Source organism: Curtobacterium sp. SGAir0471 (assembly GCF_005490985.1).
Taxonomy (GTDB): Bacteria; Actinomycetota; Actinomycetes; order Actinomycetales; family Microbacteriaceae; genus Curtobacterium.
Map to the genome: position 1 here is coordinate 2263758 of NZ_CP027869.1, position 19483 is coordinate 2283240.

16 protein-coding genes are annotated in these 19483 nt (G+C 68.9%); 7 read left to right on the top strand and 9 right to left on the bottom strand.

The window, feature by feature from the left end; translation table 11 throughout:
• The first annotated feature begins 10 nt into the window (after positions 1-10).
• From C1N91_RS10445 to C1N91_RS10470, 6 genes are all read left to right on the top strand, one after another.
• The gene (locus tag C1N91_RS10445) at positions 11-2578 is read left to right on the top strand and encodes a glycosyltransferase (RefSeq protein WP_217496425.1); all 2568 of its coding nucleotides are present in this window, start codon (positions 11-13) and stop codon (positions 2576-2578) included.
• A 69-nt stretch (positions 2579-2647) separates the two neighbouring features.
• A complete protein-coding gene (locus C1N91_RS10450; protein ID WP_254678222.1) occupies positions 2648-3544 on the top strand; it encodes an ABC transporter permease in 897 nt (298 codons plus the stop codon).
• 8 nt (positions 3545-3552) lie between these two features.
• On the top strand, positions 3553-4794 hold the full coding sequence (locus C1N91_RS10455) for an ABC transporter ATP-binding protein (RefSeq protein WP_137767664.1): 1242 nt from the start codon (positions 3553-3555) through the stop codon (positions 4792-4794).
• Positions 4795-4852: 58 nt separating this feature from the next.
• Positions 4853-5926 carry a glycosyltransferase family 4 protein gene (locus tag C1N91_RS10460; RefSeq protein WP_254678223.1) on the top strand — a complete coding sequence of 358 codons (1074 nt, stop codon included), beginning with the start codon at positions 4853-4855 and terminating at the stop codon, positions 5924-5926.
• Positions 5923-6768, top strand: a complete 846-nt coding sequence (locus C1N91_RS10465) for a glycosyltransferase family 2 protein (RefSeq protein WP_254678224.1) — start codon at positions 5923-5925, stop codon at positions 6766-6768. The genes C1N91_RS10460 and C1N91_RS10465 overlap by 4 nt, the downstream gene beginning before the upstream one ends.
• Positions 6769-6848: 80 nt before the next feature.
• Entirely contained in the window at positions 6849-7994 is a 1146-nt protein-coding gene (locus tag C1N91_RS10470) for a glycosyltransferase family 2 protein (RefSeq protein WP_137767666.1), read from the top strand.
• A 45-nt stretch (positions 7995-8039) separates the two neighbouring features.
• On the opposite strand, the gene C1N91_RS10475 is transcribed toward C1N91_RS10470, so the two are convergent.
• From C1N91_RS10475 to C1N91_RS10515, 9 genes are all read right to left on the bottom strand, one after another.
• Positions 8040-8780 (bottom strand): hypothetical protein, encoded by a 741-nt coding sequence (locus C1N91_RS10475; RefSeq protein WP_137767667.1) that lies wholly within the window; start codon positions 8778-8780, stop codon positions 8040-8042.
• A 287-nt stretch (positions 8781-9067) separates the two neighbouring features.
• On the bottom strand, positions 9068-9691 hold the full coding sequence (locus C1N91_RS10480) for an ATP-binding cassette domain-containing protein (protein ID WP_175415989.1): 624 nt from the start codon (positions 9689-9691) through the stop codon (positions 9068-9070).
• Complete coding sequence (locus tag C1N91_RS10485) at positions 9682-10800, bottom strand: biotin/lipoyl-binding protein (RefSeq protein WP_137767669.1); 1119 nt, start codon at positions 10798-10800, stop codon at positions 9682-9684. Before C1N91_RS10485 ends, C1N91_RS10480 begins: the two co-directional genes overlap by 10 nt.
• A 33-nt stretch (positions 10801-10833) precedes the next feature.
• Entirely contained in the window at positions 10834-11313 is a 480-nt protein-coding gene (locus tag C1N91_RS10490; RefSeq protein WP_137767670.1) for a hypothetical protein, read from the bottom strand.
• Between the two features lie 728 nt (positions 11314-12041).
• Positions 12042-13847 carry a glycosyltransferase family protein gene (locus C1N91_RS10495; RefSeq protein WP_254678225.1) on the bottom strand — a complete coding sequence of 602 codons (1806 nt, stop codon included), beginning with the start codon at positions 13845-13847 and terminating at the stop codon, positions 12042-12044.
• A 122-nt stretch (positions 13848-13969) separates the two neighbouring features.
• Positions 13970-14833, bottom strand: coding sequence for a glucose-1-phosphate thymidylyltransferase RfbA (rfbA, locus tag C1N91_RS10500; protein WP_137767671.1), 864 nt, complete (start codon positions 14831-14833; stop codon positions 13970-13972).
• 10 nt (positions 14834-14843) lie between these two features.
• Complete coding sequence (locus C1N91_RS10505) at positions 14844-15452, bottom strand: dTDP-4-dehydrorhamnose 3,5-epimerase family protein (RefSeq protein WP_137767672.1); 609 nt, start codon at positions 15450-15452, stop codon at positions 14844-14846.
• Between the two features lie 9 nt (positions 15453-15461).
• The gene (locus C1N91_RS10510; protein ID WP_137767673.1) at positions 15462-17219 is read right to left on the bottom strand and encodes a DUF2142 domain-containing protein; all 1758 of its coding nucleotides are present in this window, start codon (positions 17217-17219) and stop codon (positions 15462-15464) included.
• Positions 17200-18339 carry a glycosyltransferase family 4 protein gene (locus C1N91_RS10515; RefSeq protein ID WP_137767674.1) on the bottom strand — a complete coding sequence of 380 codons (1140 nt, stop codon included), beginning with the start codon at positions 18337-18339 and terminating at the stop codon, positions 17200-17202. Before C1N91_RS10515 ends, C1N91_RS10510 begins: the two co-directional genes overlap by 20 nt.
• A 135-nt stretch (positions 18340-18474) precedes the next feature.
• Here C1N91_RS10515 and C1N91_RS10520 point away from each other — a divergent pair, with 135 nt between their 5' ends.
• On the top strand, positions 18475-19416 hold the full coding sequence (locus C1N91_RS10520; RefSeq protein ID WP_137767675.1) for a glycosyltransferase family 2 protein: 942 nt from the start codon (positions 18475-18477) through the stop codon (positions 19414-19416).
• Positions 19417-19483: the final 67 nt, after the last annotated feature.

The following is a 19483-nucleotide window of genomic DNA, read 5'->3' on the forward strand; positions in this document are numbered from 1 at the left end:
GAGTCCGTCCGTGTCCACCTTCGCGCCTCGCGTGTCCGTCGTCGTCATCAACTTCCGGGGGACCGACGACACCCTCGAGTGCATCGCACGCCTGACCGAGGTCGACTGGCCCGCCGACCGCCTCGAGATCGTCGTGGTCGAGAACGGGTCGGGCGACGACAGCGAGCAGCGCCTGCGTGCCGAACTCGGCGACCGGAAGAACGTCAAGATCGTCGTCTCCGCCGAGAACCTCGGGTTCACCGGCGGCAGCAACCTCGGTGCGCGCGAGGCGTCCGGCGAGGTCGTCGCGTTCCTCAACAACGACGCGAAGCCCGACGTCAACTGGATCAAGGAGGGCATCGCCGGCTTCGCCCCGAGCCCCCGGGTCGCCGCCGTTGCGAGCAAGGTCCTCGACTGGGACGGCAAGGCCATCGACTTCGTCGAGTCCGGCCTGAGCTGGTTCGGCATGGGCTACAAGGCCCACGTCACCGAGATCGACGACGGTCGCTTCGACACCCCCCAGGACCTGCTGTTCGGCACGGGCTCCGCGCTGTTCGTCCGCCGCGAGGTGTTCCTCGAGGTCGGCGGCTTCGACGAGGGCCTGTTCATGTTCTACGACGACGTGGACCTCGGCTGGCGCCTCAACCTGCTCGGGTACCGCGTGCGGTTCGCTCCGCGGTCGGTCGTCTTCCACAAGCACCACGGCTCGATGAAGTCGTTCGGCGACCACCGCGAGATGTACCTGCTCGAGCGGAACGCCCTGCACCTGCTCTACAAGAACCTGTCGGACGAGAACCTCGGCACCTTCCTGCCCGCCGCCCTGGCGCTGCTGGCCCGTCGCGCCGTCGCGAAGAGCGGGCGCGACTCGGAGGAGTTCGACATCCGTCGCTTCACAGGCGCCCCGGACGAGTTCGACCCGACGACACCGATGTCGAAGGAGGCCGTCGCCGGGCTCTACGCCCTCGACCAGTTCGTCGCCGACCTCCCCCGCCTGGGCGAGGAGCGCCGTCGGATCCAGTCGCAGCGCGTGCGCTCCGACAAGGAGGTCTTCCGCCTGTTCGGCGACGCCTTCAAGCCGCTGTTCGAGGACGGCTACTTCCTCGAGGGCTACCAGGCGATCATCGAGGCGTTCGACGTCGAGCAGCCCATGCACCGCACGAAGGTCCTCATCATCACGGGCGACGCGCTCGGCGAGAAGATGGCCGGCCCGGGCATGCGTGCGTGGAAGATCGCCGAGGCGCTCGCACCGCACAACGACGTCCGCCTGGTGACCTGGAACGTGGCGAACCGCAAGTCCGACGCCTTCGAGGTGTCCCGCGTGCCGCTCCAGCACGAGCGCACGATGCGTGAGCACGAGGAGTGGGCTGACGTCATCTTCTTCCAGGGTTACGCGCTGCACCACTTCCAGACCCTGCAGAACTCGAACAAGATCATGGTCGTCGACCTCTACGACCCGATGCACCTCGAGCAGCTCGAGCAGGCCCGCGACAACGGCGACGTCGGCTGGCGCAACCAGGTGACCTCGACCACCGAGGTCATCAACCGTCAGCTGGAGCGCGGCGACTTCTTCCTGTGCGCCTCGGAGCGCCAGCGACTGTTCTGGCTCGGCCAGCTCGCCGGGGTCGGCCGCGTCAACCCCGACAACTACCTCGCCGACGACAACCTCGAGAAGCTCATCGCGATCGCGCCGTTCGGCATGGACTCGACGCCGCCGAAGCACGAGCGCAAGGCCATCCGCAGCGTCACGCCGGGGATCGGCGAGGACGACAAGGTCGTCATCTGGGGCGGCGGCATCTACAACTGGTTCGACACCCCGTCGCTCGTCCGCGCGGTCGCGAAGGTCGCCGAGACGCACGACGACATCCGCCTGTTCTTCCTCGGTGTCGCGCACCCGAACCCGGACGTGCCCGAGATGGCTATCGTGTCCGAGACCCGGCGCATCAGCGACCACCTCGGCCTGACGAACAAGCACGTCTTCTTCAACGAGCAGTGGGTCGCGCTCGACGACCGGCAGAACTACCTGCTCGAGGCGGACGCCGGCGTCTCGACGCACTTCGCGCACATCGAGACGACGTTCTCGTTCCGCACGCGCATCCTCGACTACATGTGGGCGAGCCTGCCGATCGTCACGACCGACGGCGACAGCTTCGGAGACCTCGTCGCCGCAGAGGGCATGGGCGTCGCGGTGAAGGAACGGGACGTCGACGGACTCGCCGCAGCGCTCGAGTCGATGCTGTACGACTCCGCTGCCGCCGCCGACGCCCGCGCCGCGGTCAGCCGCGTCCGCGAGGACTTCACGTGGGAGCGCGCGCTCGCGCCGCTCGTGGAGTTCTGCAAGGACCCGCACGTGGCCGCCGACCGCGCCCACGACGCCGCCGTGCCCGCCGGGTCCCTGGCTGCAGCGGGGCGTCCCCGGGTACAGCTCAGCCCCGCCCGGGCCCGCGAGCTGCAGTTCCACCAGATCGCGAACAGCCGCCACGGCCTCGTCCGCGACGCCCGGCTCGCCGCCTGGTACCTCCGCGCGAACGGCGTCTCCGGGCTGCGCGACAAGGTGCAGAACCGCGTCCGCCTGATGCGCGAGAGCAAGAACGGACGCTGAGCCCCGGCGACCGCCGTCGGTCGCCGATGTACAGTTGTCCGTCGCCCGCTCCGAATGTGAGGACCCCCTTTGAGCAACATCGTCACCGAGCGGTTCGAGCGCCTCCGGCAGGAACAGATGGTCCCGGCCGGGCGCCCGGCCAGCGCCGTCATCGGCTCGCTCCGCGAGATCTTCGCCCACCGGCAGCTGCTCGACCTGCTGATCCGTCGTGACCTCAAGTCGCGGTACAAGGACAGCGCGCTCGGCTTCGCCTGGACGCTGATCCGCCCGCTCGTGCAGCTGGCGATCTACTACTTCGTGCTCGGCGAGATCCTGCAGGCCTCGCGGAACATCCCCGAGTTCGCGATCTACGTGTTCTCAGGCTTGACCCTCTACGGGCTCTTCAGCGAGATCGTCGCGGCGGGCACGGCGTCCATCGTCGGCAACGGCGGCCTGATCAAGAAGATCTACCTGCCGCGTGAGATCTACCCCCTCGCCAGCGTGGGCGCAGCGCTGTTCAACTTCGGCGTGCAGCTCGTCGTGCTGCTCGCCGCGGCGATCCTGCAGAGCGGGTTCGCGTGGATCCGCCTCGACCTGCTGTACTTCTTCCCCGCGACGCTCGTCATCCTGATCTGGGGGACGGCGTTCGCGCTGCTGCTCGCCGCCGCGAACGTGTACCTGCGCGACATGCAGTACCTCGTCGAGGTCCTCGTGCTGCTGCTCATGTGGGGTTCCCCCATCGTCTACAGCTGGCAGATGGTCGCGACACGCGCGCCCGAGTGGCTGCTGACGCTCTACACGTCCAACCCCATCACGCTGGCGGTCCTCGGCATCCACCGCGCCTTCTGGACCGCGGGTCCCGACGCCGAGTACCCGGCGCACCTGCTGATGCGCCTCGGGATCGCCGCGCTCGTCGGACTGGTCGCCCTGTTCGCGTGCCAGCGCGTGTTTGCCAAGCTGCAGGGCAACTTCGCCCAGGAGATCTGATCCACCCGATGAGCACCGACAACGAGATCGACCAGCAGACCCGCTCCCCCTTCGACGGCGCCCCCGACGTCGTCACGGTACGGAACGTCTCGAAGCGCTTCACCATCCGCAAGGACAACTCGCTCAAGGAGCGCATCGTCACCCTCGGCCGCGCCGGACGCCGGCACAGCGAGGACTTCTGGGCGCTCAAGGACATCAACCTCGACATCCCCGCCGGGACGACCATCGGTCTGCTCGGCCCGAACGGCTCCGGCAAGTCGACGCTGCTGAAGACCATCGGCGGCATCCTCGAACCGACCAGCGGCTCCGTCGAGCGTCGCGGCCGACTCGCCGCACTCATCGAGCTCGGTGCCGGGTTCCACCCCGACCTGACCGGCCGCGAGAACGTCTACCTCAACGCGGCGATCCTCGGCCAGACGCAGGAGGAGACCGAGGCCCGGTTCGAGGACATCCTGCAGTTCTCCGGCATCGGCGACTTCATCGACACCCAGGTGAAGTTCTACTCGTCCGGCATGTACGTCCGGCTCGCGTTCGCGGTCGCGATCAACACCGACCCCGACGTCCTGCTGGTCGACGAGGTGCTCGCCGTCGGCGACGAGCAGTTCCAGAAGAAGTGCCTCGACAAGATCCGCGAGTTCCAGGAGCAGGGCCGCACGATCATCCTCGTGTCGCACTCCCTCGGGCAGGTCCAGGAGCTCTGCGACTCCGCGGTCGTCCTGCACCACGGCGAGGTCAAGTTCCAGGGCTCCGCCCGCCTCGCGGTCAAGAACTTCCGCGAGATCCTCGAGGGTCGCCGCATCGCCGAGGCCGAGGCAGCGCACCCGGAGGAGGACGCCAACCCCGGCAAGGTCGAGCACGTCGAGCTGGAGATCCCCGGCCGCGCTCCCGGCGCGGAGCACCACCACGGTGACGACCTCGTCGTCCGGGCGACGTTCTCCCACAAGGGCGTCCTGCCCGAGTGGCGCGCCGGCATCAAGATCGAGACGCACCTCGGCCACCCCGCGTTCGGCGTCGACAGCCGCCAGACGCAGGTGCGGCACGACCCGCTCCGCGGCACGGCGACCGTCGAGTGGCACCTCACCGACCTGCGCCTCGGCGGCGGGCAGTACTTCGTGCACGTGTTCCTCGCGAAGCCGAACGGCGAGCACATCGTGATCGAGCGCGAGGCCGCACGGTTCGTCGTCGTCGACGAGGACACGCAGTCCGGCATCGCGTGGACCAGGACCACCGAGCGCCAGGTCAAGGGCTGACGTGCGGGGACTCCCGGTACTGGTCGACGCCACGTCGGTCCCGCCGAACCGCGGCGGGGTGGCACGGTACATCTCCGGACTCCTGACCGGGCTCGCGGACCTCGACGTCCGGGTCGACGTGGTCGCGAAGCCCGGAGACCTCGATTGGCTCCGGGAGCTCTCGCCCTCGCACCGGTACCACGCGGCCCCGCGCTGGACAGCGTCGCGGCCCCTCCGCTTCGTCTGGGAGCAGCTCGGTCTCCCCCGGGCGGTGCGCCGCGTCGGCGCGACCGTCCTGCACAGCCCGCACTACACGTTCCCGGTGACCCGTGCCTCCAGGACGGTCGTCACCCTGCACGACGCGACCTTCTTCAGCGACCCTGCTGCCCACTCGCGGCTCAAGGTGGCGTTCTTCCGGACGTGGACGCGGCTCGCCCGCCGGTTCGCCCGCGCGACGGTCGCGCCGAGCGCGGCCACGGTCGCGGAACTCGACCGCCTCGCCGGGCCCGCCCGCACCGGCACCGTCGTGGCGCACCTCGGCGTCGACGCGGCGCTCTTCCACGAGCCCGCACCGGCCGAGGTCGCCCAGTTCCGCGAGACGCACGGGATCGCCGCGGACACGGAGTGGATCGCCTTCCTCGGGACCGTCGAACCCCGCAAGCGGGTCCCCGCGCTGATCGCCGCGCACCGGTCGCTCGCCGGACGGAGCGCGACGCCGGTGCCCGCACTGCTCGTCGCGGGCGGACTCGGGTGGGACGAGGAGGCGCGCCGCGAGCTCGTCGCCGCCGGTGACCGTCCGGACGCGCCCCTCCGGTACCTCGGGTACCTGCCGATCGACGAGCTCCGCGCGTTCCTCGGCGGGTCCCGCGCGGTGGTCTACCCGAGCACCGCCGAGGGGTTCGGGCTCCCCGTGCTCGAGGCGATGGCCTGCCGCGCCGACGTGCTGACCACCGACCGGCTCGCGATCCCCGAGGTCGGCGGTGACACCGTGACCTACACCGAGCCGGAGGCCGCCCCGATCTCGGACGCGCTCGCACGGCTGCTGACCGAGGCGCCCGGTGCGCGCGCCGAACGGATCCGGCGCGCCGGCGCCCGCGCAGACGGCTTCACGTGGGCCGCATGCGCCCGGGTGCACCTCGAGGTGTTCCGGTGAGCGGGCGCGCGGCGATCGTCACCGTCTCCTACGAGTCCGTCGACGTCCTCCCGCCCTTCCTCGCATCCACCGCGACCGCCAGTGCGCAGGCCGTCGAGGTCGTCGTCGCCGACAACGCCTCGACCGAGGCCGAGCGGCTCCGCACGATCACCGAGGCGGCCGGGGCCCGGTTCCTCGAGATCGGCGAGAACCGCGGGTACGGCGCCGCGGCGAACCGCGCCGTCGCGACGCTCGACGCCGACGTCGACTGGGTGCTGGTGTCCAACCCGGACGTCGTCCTCGAACCAAGCGCCCTCGACCGGATGATCGCGACCGCGGAGACCGACCCCACGATCGGCGCCGTCGGCCCGCGGTTGCTCGAGCCCACCGGTGAGGTCTACCCCTCCGCGCGGCTCGTGCCCTCGCTGCGGACCGGTCTCGGTCACGCCGTCTTCGCGAACGTCTGGCCGGGCAACCCGTGGACGCGGCGCTACCGCCAGGAGGGCGACCACTCCGGTCGGCGTGACGCCGGGTGGCTGTCCGGTGCCTGCGTGCTGGTCCGTCGTGACGTGTACGAACGTCTCGGGGGGTTCGACGAGGGCTACTTCATGTACTTCGAGGACGTCGACCTCGGGTGGCGCATCGGCAGGGCGGGCCTGCGGAACGTCTACGAGCCCGAGGCCACCGCGACGCACATCGGCGGGACCGCGACGCAGGGCGCCTCGGACCGGATGCGCCGTGCGCACCACGAGAGCGCCTACCGGTTCCTGGCCCGGAAGTACTCGTCGTGGTGGCTCTGGCCGCTCCGCGCGGCGCTCCGGGTGGCGCTGACCGTCCGGGCCAGGGCGACCCACACCCGCTGACCACGACCCGCCCACGCCCACGCGGTACCGTCGACCTGCAGCACGACGCCCCCGCTCCACCCGAACCGAAGGTCCCCCGAATGATCCTCGCCGTCACCCTGATGGTCCGCGACGAAGCCGACATCCTGCCCGCGTGGCTCGACCACCACGTCGCCCAGGGCTTCGACGTCTTCGTCATCACGGACAACGGCTCCGTCGACGGCACGACCGAGCTCCTGACGGCGTTCGCCGAACGGGACGACGTGACCGTGGACCTCCGTCACGACCCGGTCCACCGCAAGCAGCAGGGCACGGTCGTGACCGGGATGGCACGCGACGCGGCGTCGGTCCACCACGCCGACTGGGTCGTCAACGCCGACGCCGACGAGTTCATCCTGCCGGTCGACCGGTCCCGCACCGTCCGCGAGGTCTTCGAGCGCCTGGACACAGCGATCGGCGCCTTCACCGTGCCCGTCGTGAACCTCACGGGGCGCATGGCGGCGTCCGGCGGCGGCGTGGAGCGGCTGCACTGGCGCGACGAGCGGTCCGTCGACGAACTCCGCGCCGTCGGTCTCGTCGCGCCGCCGACGAGCAACGCGATCCACGTGGGCACACCCGACGTCACCGTCGTGCAGGGCAACCACCAGGTGAGCGTCGCGAACGGCGCTCCCGTGCCGGACGGGCTCCGCCTCGAGGTCCTGCACCTGCCGTGGCGGTCGTGGAAGCAGTACGAGCACCGCGTCGACGTGAGCGGCCGTGCGTACGAGGCGAACCCGGACCTCACCCCGAGCCCGCGCCACCACGGCATGCGCGACCACCGTCGGCTGCAGGAGGGCGTGCTCGAGTCGACCTTCGCGCTGCGCTTCGTGACCGACGAGCAGGCCGTCGCCGGACCGTTCACACGCGACGACGGTGTGGCCGAGTCGCTGCGCCGGGCCGGGTCGTCGGCCGTCGACGCGGGGGCGGACCCGCTCGTCCCCGAGGCCGAGGTCGAACGGCTGCAGACCACCGGACGCGCCGTCGTCCGACGCGACCAGCGCATCGAGGACCTCGAGGACCAGCTGCGCGCGGCCGAGGAGACCGCGAACACGCTCCGTTCGGCCGTCCAGTTCGAACGTGACCGTGCCGAGGCCGCGAAGCGGGAGACCGCTGCCCGCGACGCGGAACTCACCGCGATGCGCGCCCGCCGCGTCGTCCGGCTGGTGGACAAGGGGGGCGACGTCGCCCGGCGCCTCCTCCGACACTGATGAGTGACCCAGCGTTGCGGCGCCGTGCCGTACACCCGGCGAAGTTCAACGGTCCTTCGACAGCACTGCTGCACTCCGCAACGCCCCAGGGAGCGAGCCGACCAATGCGAAACACGTCAAGAGCGCACCAGCCGCGAAAGCATACGAAAGGCTTTCCAGGGGCCCGAGCAGCCGTGTCCAGAGGACCGCAGTGGCCATGCTCGCCCCTGCTGTCAATGTCAAGCCGAGCATGATCTCCTCCACAAGCAAGATCACCAGCAAGGACGTTCGTGACGTCCCGGACAGACGGTAGGTCGCGAACTCCCGAGAACGGGCAGCGTTGACGAGTGCGGCCGCAACACCGCCGATCAGCCCCAAGGTCAACGGGACGAACTGCAAGGCACTGGCGCGGTACTGCTCCACGAGGTCGAACTGTTGCATCAGGATTGCTCGACCTAACAGTGGCGAATTCGTCACCCGTAGCTGCGCCAAGAGCTCTGGGATCCGATCCTGAGCAACCTCGAACTGCCCCAACTGGATGATGCATGAAGGGACGACTTCAACATCAGGGCTGAGTGAGAGTATAAGGCTGCGATTGGTCGGGATGCCCTCCGGTTGCACGTCGGCCCTCTTTGTCGTGAGCATCTGCCCGCTCAAGAGCGACAGGACGGTCGGCCTCAATTGTCGTCCTAGGTCAGAACCAATCAACGCGTCTGACGAGCGGAGGGCGGGGAACAACGTCGAGCTGGCGCTGAACGACGGGATGTCCGTCCCTAACTGGACGACACTGACGGCCGGGCTCTGCACGAGCGCTCCAGCCCGGATGACGCCCGCGTCAGAGGATAGAGCCTCACAAGCGGCGCGGGAGATCCGAGCGTCCGTTGTTCGCGAAGCCCCCTCGATCACAACTACGTTCCTTCCCTGTTGCCCAAGCCGACTGAGGTCGGCGGTCAACTGGGAGCCCTGCGTCATTGCAACGACCGGACCAGCGGCTCCAAGGAGAATCGCCAGCACGACGAGGACCAGCAGCCGCGGCGTCGCGAGATTTCGGACAGCTTCGCGGATGAGGTGCGATCGCCGCCATCCGCCGCCTTTCACTCGTGTTCCCTCAGGGCAACGACGCCTTCAGCAGTCTGGATGAGGATCGGGTCATGTGTAGCGACGACGATTGTCGCTCTACTGCGCAGCGACAAGAGCAGCGCAGCAATCTTGCGCGTGTTGTCTGCGTCAAGGCTCGCGGTCGGTTCGTCCGCGAGGATGAGGCGCTTCTCCGTCGCCAGTCCACGCGCAAGGGCTACACGCTGCACTTCTCCTCCCGACAGACGATTCAGACGCTCACGCTCGCGCTTACCAAGACCCACTTCGTCGAGAGCGGCGCGCGCCCTTCGGACCGCGTCTCGCATGACCAAGCCCTCTGCAAGCGGGCCCACGAGTACGTTGTCGAGCACAGAGCGAGACCCGAGCGAACTGGCACTCTGCGAAACCCATGTAACTGATGATGGATCTGGTGCCGTTGGCGGGCACGTCCCGTCCGAGTAGCTTACGGATCCTTCGTCCAAGGTTGAGAAGCCCGCGATGGCGGCGAGCAGGCTGGACTTTCCACTGCCCGATGGGCCGACCAGGGCAGTAAGCCGACCGCTGGGGAAGACTGCATCAAGACCATGGAACAGCACCTTCGAACCGAATTGAATGGAAGCACCTGCCACGGTCACCTGCACGATGCCTGCGCTTCCTTCGGCACACTCCGCCAGTCTCGCGCTACAGCCGTACCGACGAGACGATGGTCTATGAGAACGACCCCGATCATGTTCGCCGCTGGGGAAGCCTTCACTCGCACAAACCTGAAGGATCCTCCATTCGCAGGACGAAAGACACAGCTCACTCCATTCGCAGCCGTGTACAACGCAGTGTTCGGAACGACACCAAGAGCTGCTGGACGAGCGATCTCCAAGGTTGCGCCCTCGAACACCGCGCTGTCGGTCGATGCCCCGTCCCCATCTTTGGTTATCGCGCCTTCTCGACTCTGAGCAAGGTACGCCTCATACGCCGTGCCCAGTTCTGACGCACTCAACGATCCAGAAGACAAGGTCATCTCGGTGCCGCCTATGGTGAGCAGCAGCGGGCCCCCCTCCGGCACCTGGAGCTGTTTACCGTCCGACGCCGATGCGAAATGCACTGCCGTTGGCGCTGCCACCAGCGATGCGAAAGGTTCCTCTGCTGAGATCCTCCCGCCTAGTTGAGCCGTCAACGCGCTGACGGTGGTTGAGGACGCCGGGACGAACGAGACCCATGTCGGGTCGAAGACCCCAGTCGGCTGTCCACCCATGTCACGTACGACGAATGAGGCGATAGCTCGACCGAGTGCCTGGCCGTACACCTCCGGCTGCTGCTGTGAGTGCAGGTCGCCGGTCGCCGCTAGAAACTCCGAGAGGGCAGCAACATCTGCTCCCTTCGCCCCGGGCCCGATAGGACGATAGAGGGGCGCATCGCCAACCAACGCACGGATCGGCACGTCGTCGATCCTTGCAAGAACGTCCCCCTGCTCGACCACAGTCCCCGGATGAATGGCAACATCAGTCACTGTTCCCGGACGTTGTATGTGAATCACCGGGGTCGCTCCCAACGCGAACGTCGCCGTAACGCCTTGACGATCTGAGTCGCTGAATTCACCCACCTTCACACTCGCGGCCGGTGCTGAGGCAACCGAGCGAGTGCGCTCGAACGATCCTAGACAAGCAAATGCAGCGACGGCCGTAACTGCTCCGACGACGAGCACAACGAACAAGGCGCCGTGTCGACGCTTGTTTTCCTTCTCAACGAGCGACATCACTTCCGGACGAGCTTTCGCAGGGTCGATCGATCAACAGGTGCCCGGATCGATATTACTTTTTTGCAAGAGGGCAACGTTTTCTGAATAGTGCCGAAGTGGCTTGATACCATTTTTCTGCAGACAAGCAGCAACTATCTTAGCCGTATCGGAAGTCTCGATGTGCTGCTGTTGCCATCGAGCATCCACCTGCTGCCAATTGAATGAATAGCACTTGTCGCTCAAGCCTGAATCCATGGCCGCGCCCGGTATGCGGTAATCCCACTCATCTCCCGTAAGCTTGGGATCGACGAGTTCGTAACCGGCCTTCGCCATGCAGCGTTGAAATGCCTCGAAACCTGCTTGGTACTGGTCCTGGCTGATCGACGACGAGCTCAGCGCGTCACGCTGTTGTTTCGACATCGGCACACTGCTGGGCGCGGCTGACGCGCCGACTTCCCGTTCGGAAGTCGACGCGCAACCTGCTGTTACTGCCGTCACAAGCAGCGCCAGCGAGATGGCAATGAGTCTCACGTGCTTCGGACCACAGCGTAGGCCGGGGCCGCGTTGCTCATCTTGTGATGCCCCGTGAATACCGGATAGCCCGGATTTCCCACGGTGATGAGGCCCGACGCGCTCTTGTAGGGCGTGTAGAGCGCAGTTCCACCCGACACGTTGTACCCGACGCTGATCTGCGCCTTGCCACAGTCTGTCGTACCAGCTGTGTAGTTACTGCCTGAGGTCGTACTCTTCCCGTTGAACGTGCTGTAGATAGTACAGTTCCACGATCCACTCCCCACCGCGTTCGCCGGAGCGGCTGCCATGACAGATCCCCCTACGACCCCTGCAACGAGCAGTAGCGTAGCCCCGATTCTTACTTTCTTCATGCTCCCCTTCAATCACAGCGTTGTGAACGAACAGTGCGCCGACGAGACTTCCGGAGAAACAAAGCAGGCATACGCAGCGCGCATTAGCCGTCGCCAAATCCGAAAGCCCTCCACATGAGACTACGTTCTGAAGAACATCCCCCCGACTCACTGAACCCGACGTTATCGAGACGTGCACGTGCGTGTCAAGCCCCTGCACCGCGCGAAGCTGCACCAGTTCGAGCAGAATCGCGACACCGACCCGCATATCCTGAAAATCAGAGCCCGAGCGGTTCAACGAGCTTCCGATCGTGTCAGTTCATCGTTCCGGTGTGACTAACCACTGCACGTCCATGTCGCAAGGGTTGATAGCCGCTTGAGCCCGACGACTGATTTTCAATGTCGGAGTTCCGCGCGCACCGCATGGAGTAGCGTCTCCGCACGACGCACGAATGAGTGCTCCGCCCCGATTCGCGCCCCACGGGCCGCCCGCGCGGCCTCGGACGCGGACTCGCCCACGTGCAGGAGCCGACCGAGCGTCCCTACTGAGGAGTACGTCCGCACCGCACCGTGGAACAGCTCGTCGACGCCGGGCACCGGGTCGGTCACGACGAGTGCCCCCGATGCTGCGGCGTCGAACAGCCGGTTCGACAGGAACCCGTCCCGCGCCATGTCGTCCCAGTGGTCGTTGAGCACCACACGGGCGCTCCGGTAGAGGGCCGGCAGTTCGTCGTTGGGCACGAAGACCCCGCGGTGGACGCCGTCCGGCAGCAGTCCCTCCCATCCCTCGCCCCACACCGCGAGGTCGGCGCCGGCGGCGACGGCGTCGCGCACGACGGGCCGGAACACCCGCCGCGTCTTCCCCACGAACGCGGTGTCGAGCCCGTCGTACGCCGGGTCGGCAGCGCCGGGGTGGAACCGCGCCGGGTCGGTTGCCTGCAGCAGCGGAGCGACGGGCAACCCGGTCGCGTCCGACGTCCGCGACGCCCACACCGGCCCGGCCGCGAAGCGGAGGTCGTAGCGTGCGAGTTCGGCGGGCGTGACGAGGTCGGGGTGCGAGATCACCCAGAGCACGTTCGTCGCGGACGGGTGCACCGGGGTGTCGTCGAGCCCGCGGAGCGTCAGCGCGACGTCGTCGAGGTGCTCGGAGAACGGGCGGACGTGCGACTCGCGGTGGTCCACCACGACCTCTTGTCCCAGGGAGCGCAGGGCCGCCGCGAGGTCCCCGGCGAAGAACGTGTCGCCCCAGTCGTCCCCTCGGGGGCCGGGGTGGGCCGCGGTGCGGATCGACCACCGCAGCCGTTCGCCCCGGTCGCGGAGCTCCAGTCGTGTCGGACCTCGGCGCGCCCGGACGACGGGTTCGCGCAGCGCGACGGGAGCGCCCGCCGCGTCGGCCTCCGGCTCGCCGGGCACCAGGTCGAGCCGTGCCAGGGCGGCGGAGGCCGTGTCGTCCACCCGGTCGCGCCACACCACCAGCGCGTCGGCCGCGTCGGTGTCGTACCGGCGTTCCCGGAACGCTCCGTCCCGGTACGCACGACCGAGCGGCACGACCACGCAGTGCCCGTCCGCCGCGTCGGCGGTGTCCCGCGTGAGCCGGGCGACGGCGGTGCGCGTGTCGACGGTCCGCACCGGGACCGCGAGGGCTGCGGTGCGCGTGGCGAAGCAGGGCTCGTCCGCGGCGAAGACGACGGCTCCGTCGAGGGCGTCGGCGTCCATAGCCGGATGGCCACGGAGGAGCGACGCGACGGGAGCCGTTCCGCGCGGCAGCACGGCCCCGGCGCTCGCGACCACGTCGTCGCCGGTGCGCACGACGGCCACGGCGACCGACGCCTCCCGGCCGGGGCCGGCGACACCGTCGAGTGCGCCGACCAGGCGCGCATAGCCGTCGACCGGCACGGTGATCGAGGCGTCCTGCACGACGACCGACGCGCTCACGAGCAGCGGACGGGCAGCGGCGACCGCCCCGCCCCAGGTCGCGGCGACGGAGGCGCGGGCGACCTCGTGGTCGGCTCCGGCGACGACCGGCGGGTAGACGCTCGCCGGTCCGGCGTGCAGGTCGTACGCGCTGACGATGACACGGACCGCGCCCGCGACGCGGGCGGACGCCACCGCGGCGAGGTGGCCGCCGTCGCGGAACACGGACTCGCGGACGGTGACGACGACGTCGAAGCCGTCGTCACCGGGCTGCGGCGCGGCCGTCACGAGCGACGTGTCGACCGGGAGGCTCGGCTCGACCCCGCCGGCAGGCTCGGGAGCAGGGGCGGTCGGTCCGGCAGGCCCCGGTCGCCCGAGGAACCGGCCGAGCCTGGACGGCCGGGCCACGCTCAGCCGCGCAGGAGGTTCTGCAGGTAGACCCCGTAGCCGCCCTTCACGAGCGGTGCGGCGAGGTCGGCGAGACGGGCGTCGTCGATCCAGCCGTTGCGCCAGGCGATCTCCTCGATGCAGCCGATCTTGAAGCCCTGGCGGTCCTCGATCACCTTCACGTACTCGGAGGCCTGCATCATCGACTCGAACGTGCCGGTGTCGAGCCAGGCGGTCCCGCGGTCGAGGACCTGCACGCCGAGCTCGCCGGCGTCGAGGTAGCGCTCGTTGACGGTCGAGATCTCGAGTTCGCCGCGGGCACTCGGCTCGATCGTCTTCGCGATCTCGATGACCTTGTTGTCGTAGAAGTACAGCCCCGGGACGGCGTAGTTCGACTTCGGCTCAGTCGGCTTCTCCTCGATGGAGACCGCGGTGAAGTCGTCGTCGAACTCGACCACGCCGTACGCCGTGGGGTCGGCCACGTGGTAGGCGAAGATCGTCGCGCCCTGGACCTCCGTGTTGTTCTTCAGGCTCGTGCCGAGACCGGTGCCGTGGAAGATGTTGTCGCCGAGGACCAGCGCGACGCTGTCGTCGCCGATGAAGTCCTCGCCGATCACGAACGCCTGCGCCAGGCCGTCCGGGGACGGCTGCACCGCGTACTGGATGTCCATGCCGAGCGACGATCCGTCGCCGAGCAGTGCCTTGAACTGGTCGTTGTACTCCGGCGTCGTGATCACGAGGACCTCGCAGATGCCGGCCATCATCAGCGTCGACAGCGGGTAGTACACCATCGGCTTGTCGTAGATCGGCATGAGCTGCTTGCTGATGCCCTTGGTGATGGGCCACAGACGCGTGCCGGAACCCCCGGCGAGGATGATGCCCTTCATCGGGTCTCCCTTACTTCTTCGTCCGGAGGGACTCGGTGTACGTGACCGCTTCCTCGTAGGTCGGCAGGAGCTCCTGCTCGGCCGCCTGCTCGAGCGTCGGCGCGGTCGTGTCCTTCTCGGAGAGCACCGGCTCGCCGAGGCCCTCGGGCAGGGTCAGGCCGACGGTCGGGTCGAGGATCGTGATCCCCTTCTCGCGCTGCGGGTCGTAGTGGGCGCTGACGAGGTAGTTCACCGTCGAGCGGTCCTCGAGCGCGACGATCGCGTGGCCGAGACCCTCGGACAGGTACACGGCCTTGCGGTCGACGTCGTCGATGCGGACCGAGTCCCACTGCCCGAAGGTCGGCGACCCGACGCGGATGTCGACGATGTAGTCGATGAACGCTCCGCGCACGGCGGTCACGTACTTCGCCTGGCTCGGTGCGACGAGGGCGTAGTGGATGCCCCGTGCGACGCCGGCCGACGAGATCGACATGTTCACCTGACGGAGGTCGAGCGGGTGGCCCACCGTCTCCTCGAGGACGTCGGCCCGGTACGCCTCGAGGAATGCTCCTCGTGCGTCGCCGTGCTGGACGGGCGTGAACTCCCACGCGCCGGGGATCTTCAGTTCGCGGATCTGCACCGCAGCAGCCTAGCGTGCCGCCACGTCGGCGTGCCCCGGGCGCCCGGCGTCCGGGAGGTCGGTGTGACCGGCGCCGTCGACCTGGCCCTGGGGAGCGGTCGGGCCCGCGTCACGGACCGGTGCCGCTGCTGCCGGGGCACCGACCGCGGGAGCGGCGACGGTCGGGGCGTCCGCGGCCGGTGCGGCCGCGGACGGAGCGCCCCCTGCCGGGGCCCACTGTGCGAGACCGTCGGACTCGGCCTGGCGGGCGACGGAGCGACTGACGAGGATCGAGAGGACGCACATGCCGACGGTGCCGAGCGTGAAGACCGCGGTCGTCCCGACGAGCCCGCCCGGCGGGCTCCACTGCGTCGGGTGGAGCAGGTCGCGCCACGACCCGGGCAGCCCGACCGCGTACCGCTTGTAGGTGGTGAACCACGCCGCGAACTGGGCCAGGACCGCCGCGCTGGTCAGGACGACCACGATCCTCGTCGGATCGATCGACCGCAGCGTGTACCGCTCCGCGACGAGACCGGCCACCAGGATCATCGCGACGAAGACGGGGAGCGTGTAGCGCCCCTGCCAGATGTACCCGAAGGTCTGGACCGAGGGCGCCTGCACGACGGCGGGCACGAAGACCAGCGCGACCATGAGCAGCAGCGCCCCGAGCGTCGCGCGGCGGAGCCCGACGATGACGACCGCGACGACCAGGAAACCGATGACCGCGGTCCACCCGACGTACACGATGCCTGGCAGCGGCGTGTCGAGCCACCCGAGACGACCGATCATCATCCGGCCGTACTCGCTCGTCGTCCGCAGGGTCTGGACGAAGGCGCGGACGAAGCCGTCACGCGGGGTGTCCGTCGGGATGAACCCGGCCGGACCACTGATGAGGAGCGTCCAGAGTCCTGCGGCCACGAGCCCCAGCGCCCCGATGCCGAGCCCGACGTATACGGCGGGTCTGCGGAGCAGGTCGGCCGACCTCCGGAGCGGGAAGGTGATCAGGACGGCGACGAGGATGAGTGCCACGTACAGGGGCGACAGCGCCCTCGCGTTGCCGCAGATGATCCCGACGAACGCGATCAGCGCCATCCGGGACCCGAGGTGCGCGCGGGTCGTGTCCCAGACCACGAGCCACGACAGCGCGGCGAGTGCCGCGGCGCCGGTGATCTCCGCGGAGTTCGGGTTCACCATGCCCGTCAGGTAGAGCGTCATCGGCGTCAGGGCGACGGCGACCCACCCGAGGAACGCCGGCGACCGCTTCAGCTGCGCCGCGACGAAGAAGAGGATGCCGATGAAGAACCCGTTGAGCAGTGCGCTCATCAGCCGCATACCGAACCACGCGGCGTTCCCGTCGACCACGAGCGACGGCCACCCGACGACCGCGTAGTAGAGCGGGTTGTAGTCCCCCACGCCTGTGGTGCGCTCGACCTCGGTGTCGTTGTTCGCCGTCGACTGCGCCGGGACGCACGCCGCCGTGACGTCCCAGTGGAAGACGTAGCAGGTGAAGTCGCCACCGGGATCGGCCAAGTCGGTGGGCACCTCGACGTAGGTCCGGCCGGCGAACTTGCTCGGCTCCCCCGTGAACTGGCCGCGGACCGTCGCCTCGGCCTTGAGGATGTGGCTCGGCTCGTCCGGCGATGAGGACATCGGGCTCGCCACGGCCCACCCAGCCCCGATCAGGAAGGCGCAGAGCCACCCGAGGAAGAGCGCCCGCAGCGGTGTGGACCACACCTTCGAGCCGCGGCGGTCGGGATCGTGGACACGGTCAGCGAAGGTCGTCGGCACCCGGCGAGGATAGCGCACCGCCCGAGATCCCCAGCGCGGCGCACCACGCCGGCTCGGCTCCGGCAGACCGGGCACGGAGCACGTGGTCGCGCGCACCGTCGACCCGCTCCACACGCTCCCGGAAGGCGGTCAGGAGCGCTGCTCGCCACGGGGCCGCGCCGTCCGCCGCGAGCAGTCCCCCGTGTGCGTCGACACCGGCGTACGACGGCCGGTCGGAGCCGACGAAGGGCAGCCCGAGCATCGTGTACTCGAGGAACTTGAGGTCGCTCTTGGCGTCGTTGAAGCGGTCGTCCGTCAGCGGCGCGACCCCTGCGGACCACCGGTGCGCGTTCTGCCGGAGGAACGCGACGAAGTCCGGGTAGTGCGTCGCCCCCTCCGGCAGCGCCAGGCGGTCGTACCAGTCGTCGTCACCCGCGGTGACCCCGACGACCTCGAGCCGGACCGGCCGCCCCTCGTCGTCGGTGAACCCGTCGAACACGGGACGGAGCAGCTCGAGGTCGCCGCCGTGCGTCGCGGTCCCCATGTAGAGGACGCGTCGCGGCCCGGCGGCGTCCGGCTCGGTCGGCTGCGTCGACCAGAGACCGGGCTGGACCGCGTTGCGGACGACGACGGACTCGATGCCTTCCGACCGCAGCACGCTCCGGAGCCGCTCGGTGGAGACGACGACCGCGTCTGCCGCCCGCACCAGTCGGTCGACCGCGGCGAGCCGGTCCGGGTCGTACTCGGCCTGCGCGAGCCGGGCACGGGCCTCCTGGCTGAAGAAGTCGTCGTCGACCTCGGCCACGATCCTGGTGCCCTCCGCCGCCGCCCGTGCGAAGGCGGCGTCGAGTGCGGCGAGCGGGAAGGCGTCGCGCTGGACCAGGATCACGTCGAGGTGGGCCGTGTCGGTCCCGTCCGCCCACCGGACCGGATCCACCTGCGCGACCCGGGCGGCGCCGGAGGCGGCGAGTGCGGACATGCGACCGGTGACCCGGACGTGCGCGGAGGCGGGGTGCACGCCACCGGCACCGTGCACGACGAAACCGACGAGCGGCGGCTCCTCGTGGCGCACGTCGGCGAGGGCGGGAGACGGGCCGCCCCGCCGGAGGAGCCGGGCGACACGGGAACGGAGGGACGACACGGCGTCATCCTGTCACGGCGTCGCGGAGCCCGTGGTCCGCGCGTCCGCACTAGGGTGTTCGTGGTCGTCCGACCGATCAGGGACATCGGAGCGACCGGCCCTCGACCGACCGAGAGAACGAGACACCCGACACCCGTGAAGCTGTTCATCCAGATCCCGTGCCTGAACGAGGAGCAGACGCTCCCCGCCGTGCTCGAGTCCATCCCGACCGAGATCGACGGCATCGACGAGATCGAGGTCCTGGTCATCGACGACGGGTCCACCGACCGCACGGTGGAGGTGGCCCGGGAGCACGGTGTGCGACACGTCGTCCAGCACACCCGGAACATGGGACTCGCCCGGTCGTTCCGCGATGGGGTCGACTACGCACTGCTCCACGGCGCCGACATCGTGGTGAACACGGACGGGGACAACCAGTACCCGCAGGCGCAGATCCCCGACTTGATCGCGCCGCTCGTGCGCCGCGAGGCCGAGATCGTCATCGGTGACCGTCAGACGCGCACCATCGAGCACTTCTCCGGGTTCAAGAAGCTCATGCAGCGGTTCGGTTCGTGGGTCGCGAGCCGCGCGGCCGGTCTCGACCTCCCGGACGCGGCGAGCGGGTTCCGTGCGTACTCGAAGTACTCGCTCATCCGGCTCAACATCGTGACGCGGTTCAGCTACTGCATGGAGACGATCGTGCAGGCGGGCTACAAGCGGATCGCGATCGCGAGCGTGCCGATCACGACCAACCCGAAGACGCGCGAGTCCCGCCTGTTCAAGAACATCTGGCAGCACATGTTCCAGTCTGGGTCCGCGATCGCCCGCGTCTACCTGATGTACCGCCCGATGGCGCTGTTCGCCAGCGTGAGCGCGGTGTTCGGCGTCGCCGGACTGATCCCGTTCGTCCGGTACCTCGTGCTGCTGTGGACCGACGGCGGCGGGAACCACCTGCAGTCTCTCATCCTCGGGGTGACGCTCGTCATCAGTGCCCTCCTGTCCATCACGATCGGGGTCGTGGCCGACCTCACCCGGCTGAACCGGACCCTGGCCGAGGAGCAGCTCGACCTGCAGAAGCTCCAGCGGTACAGCGACTGACCACGATTCCCCACTCGGATGCGCCGGTAGACTCTCGGCCGACCGTCGTCGGCCTGCGCTGGCGCCC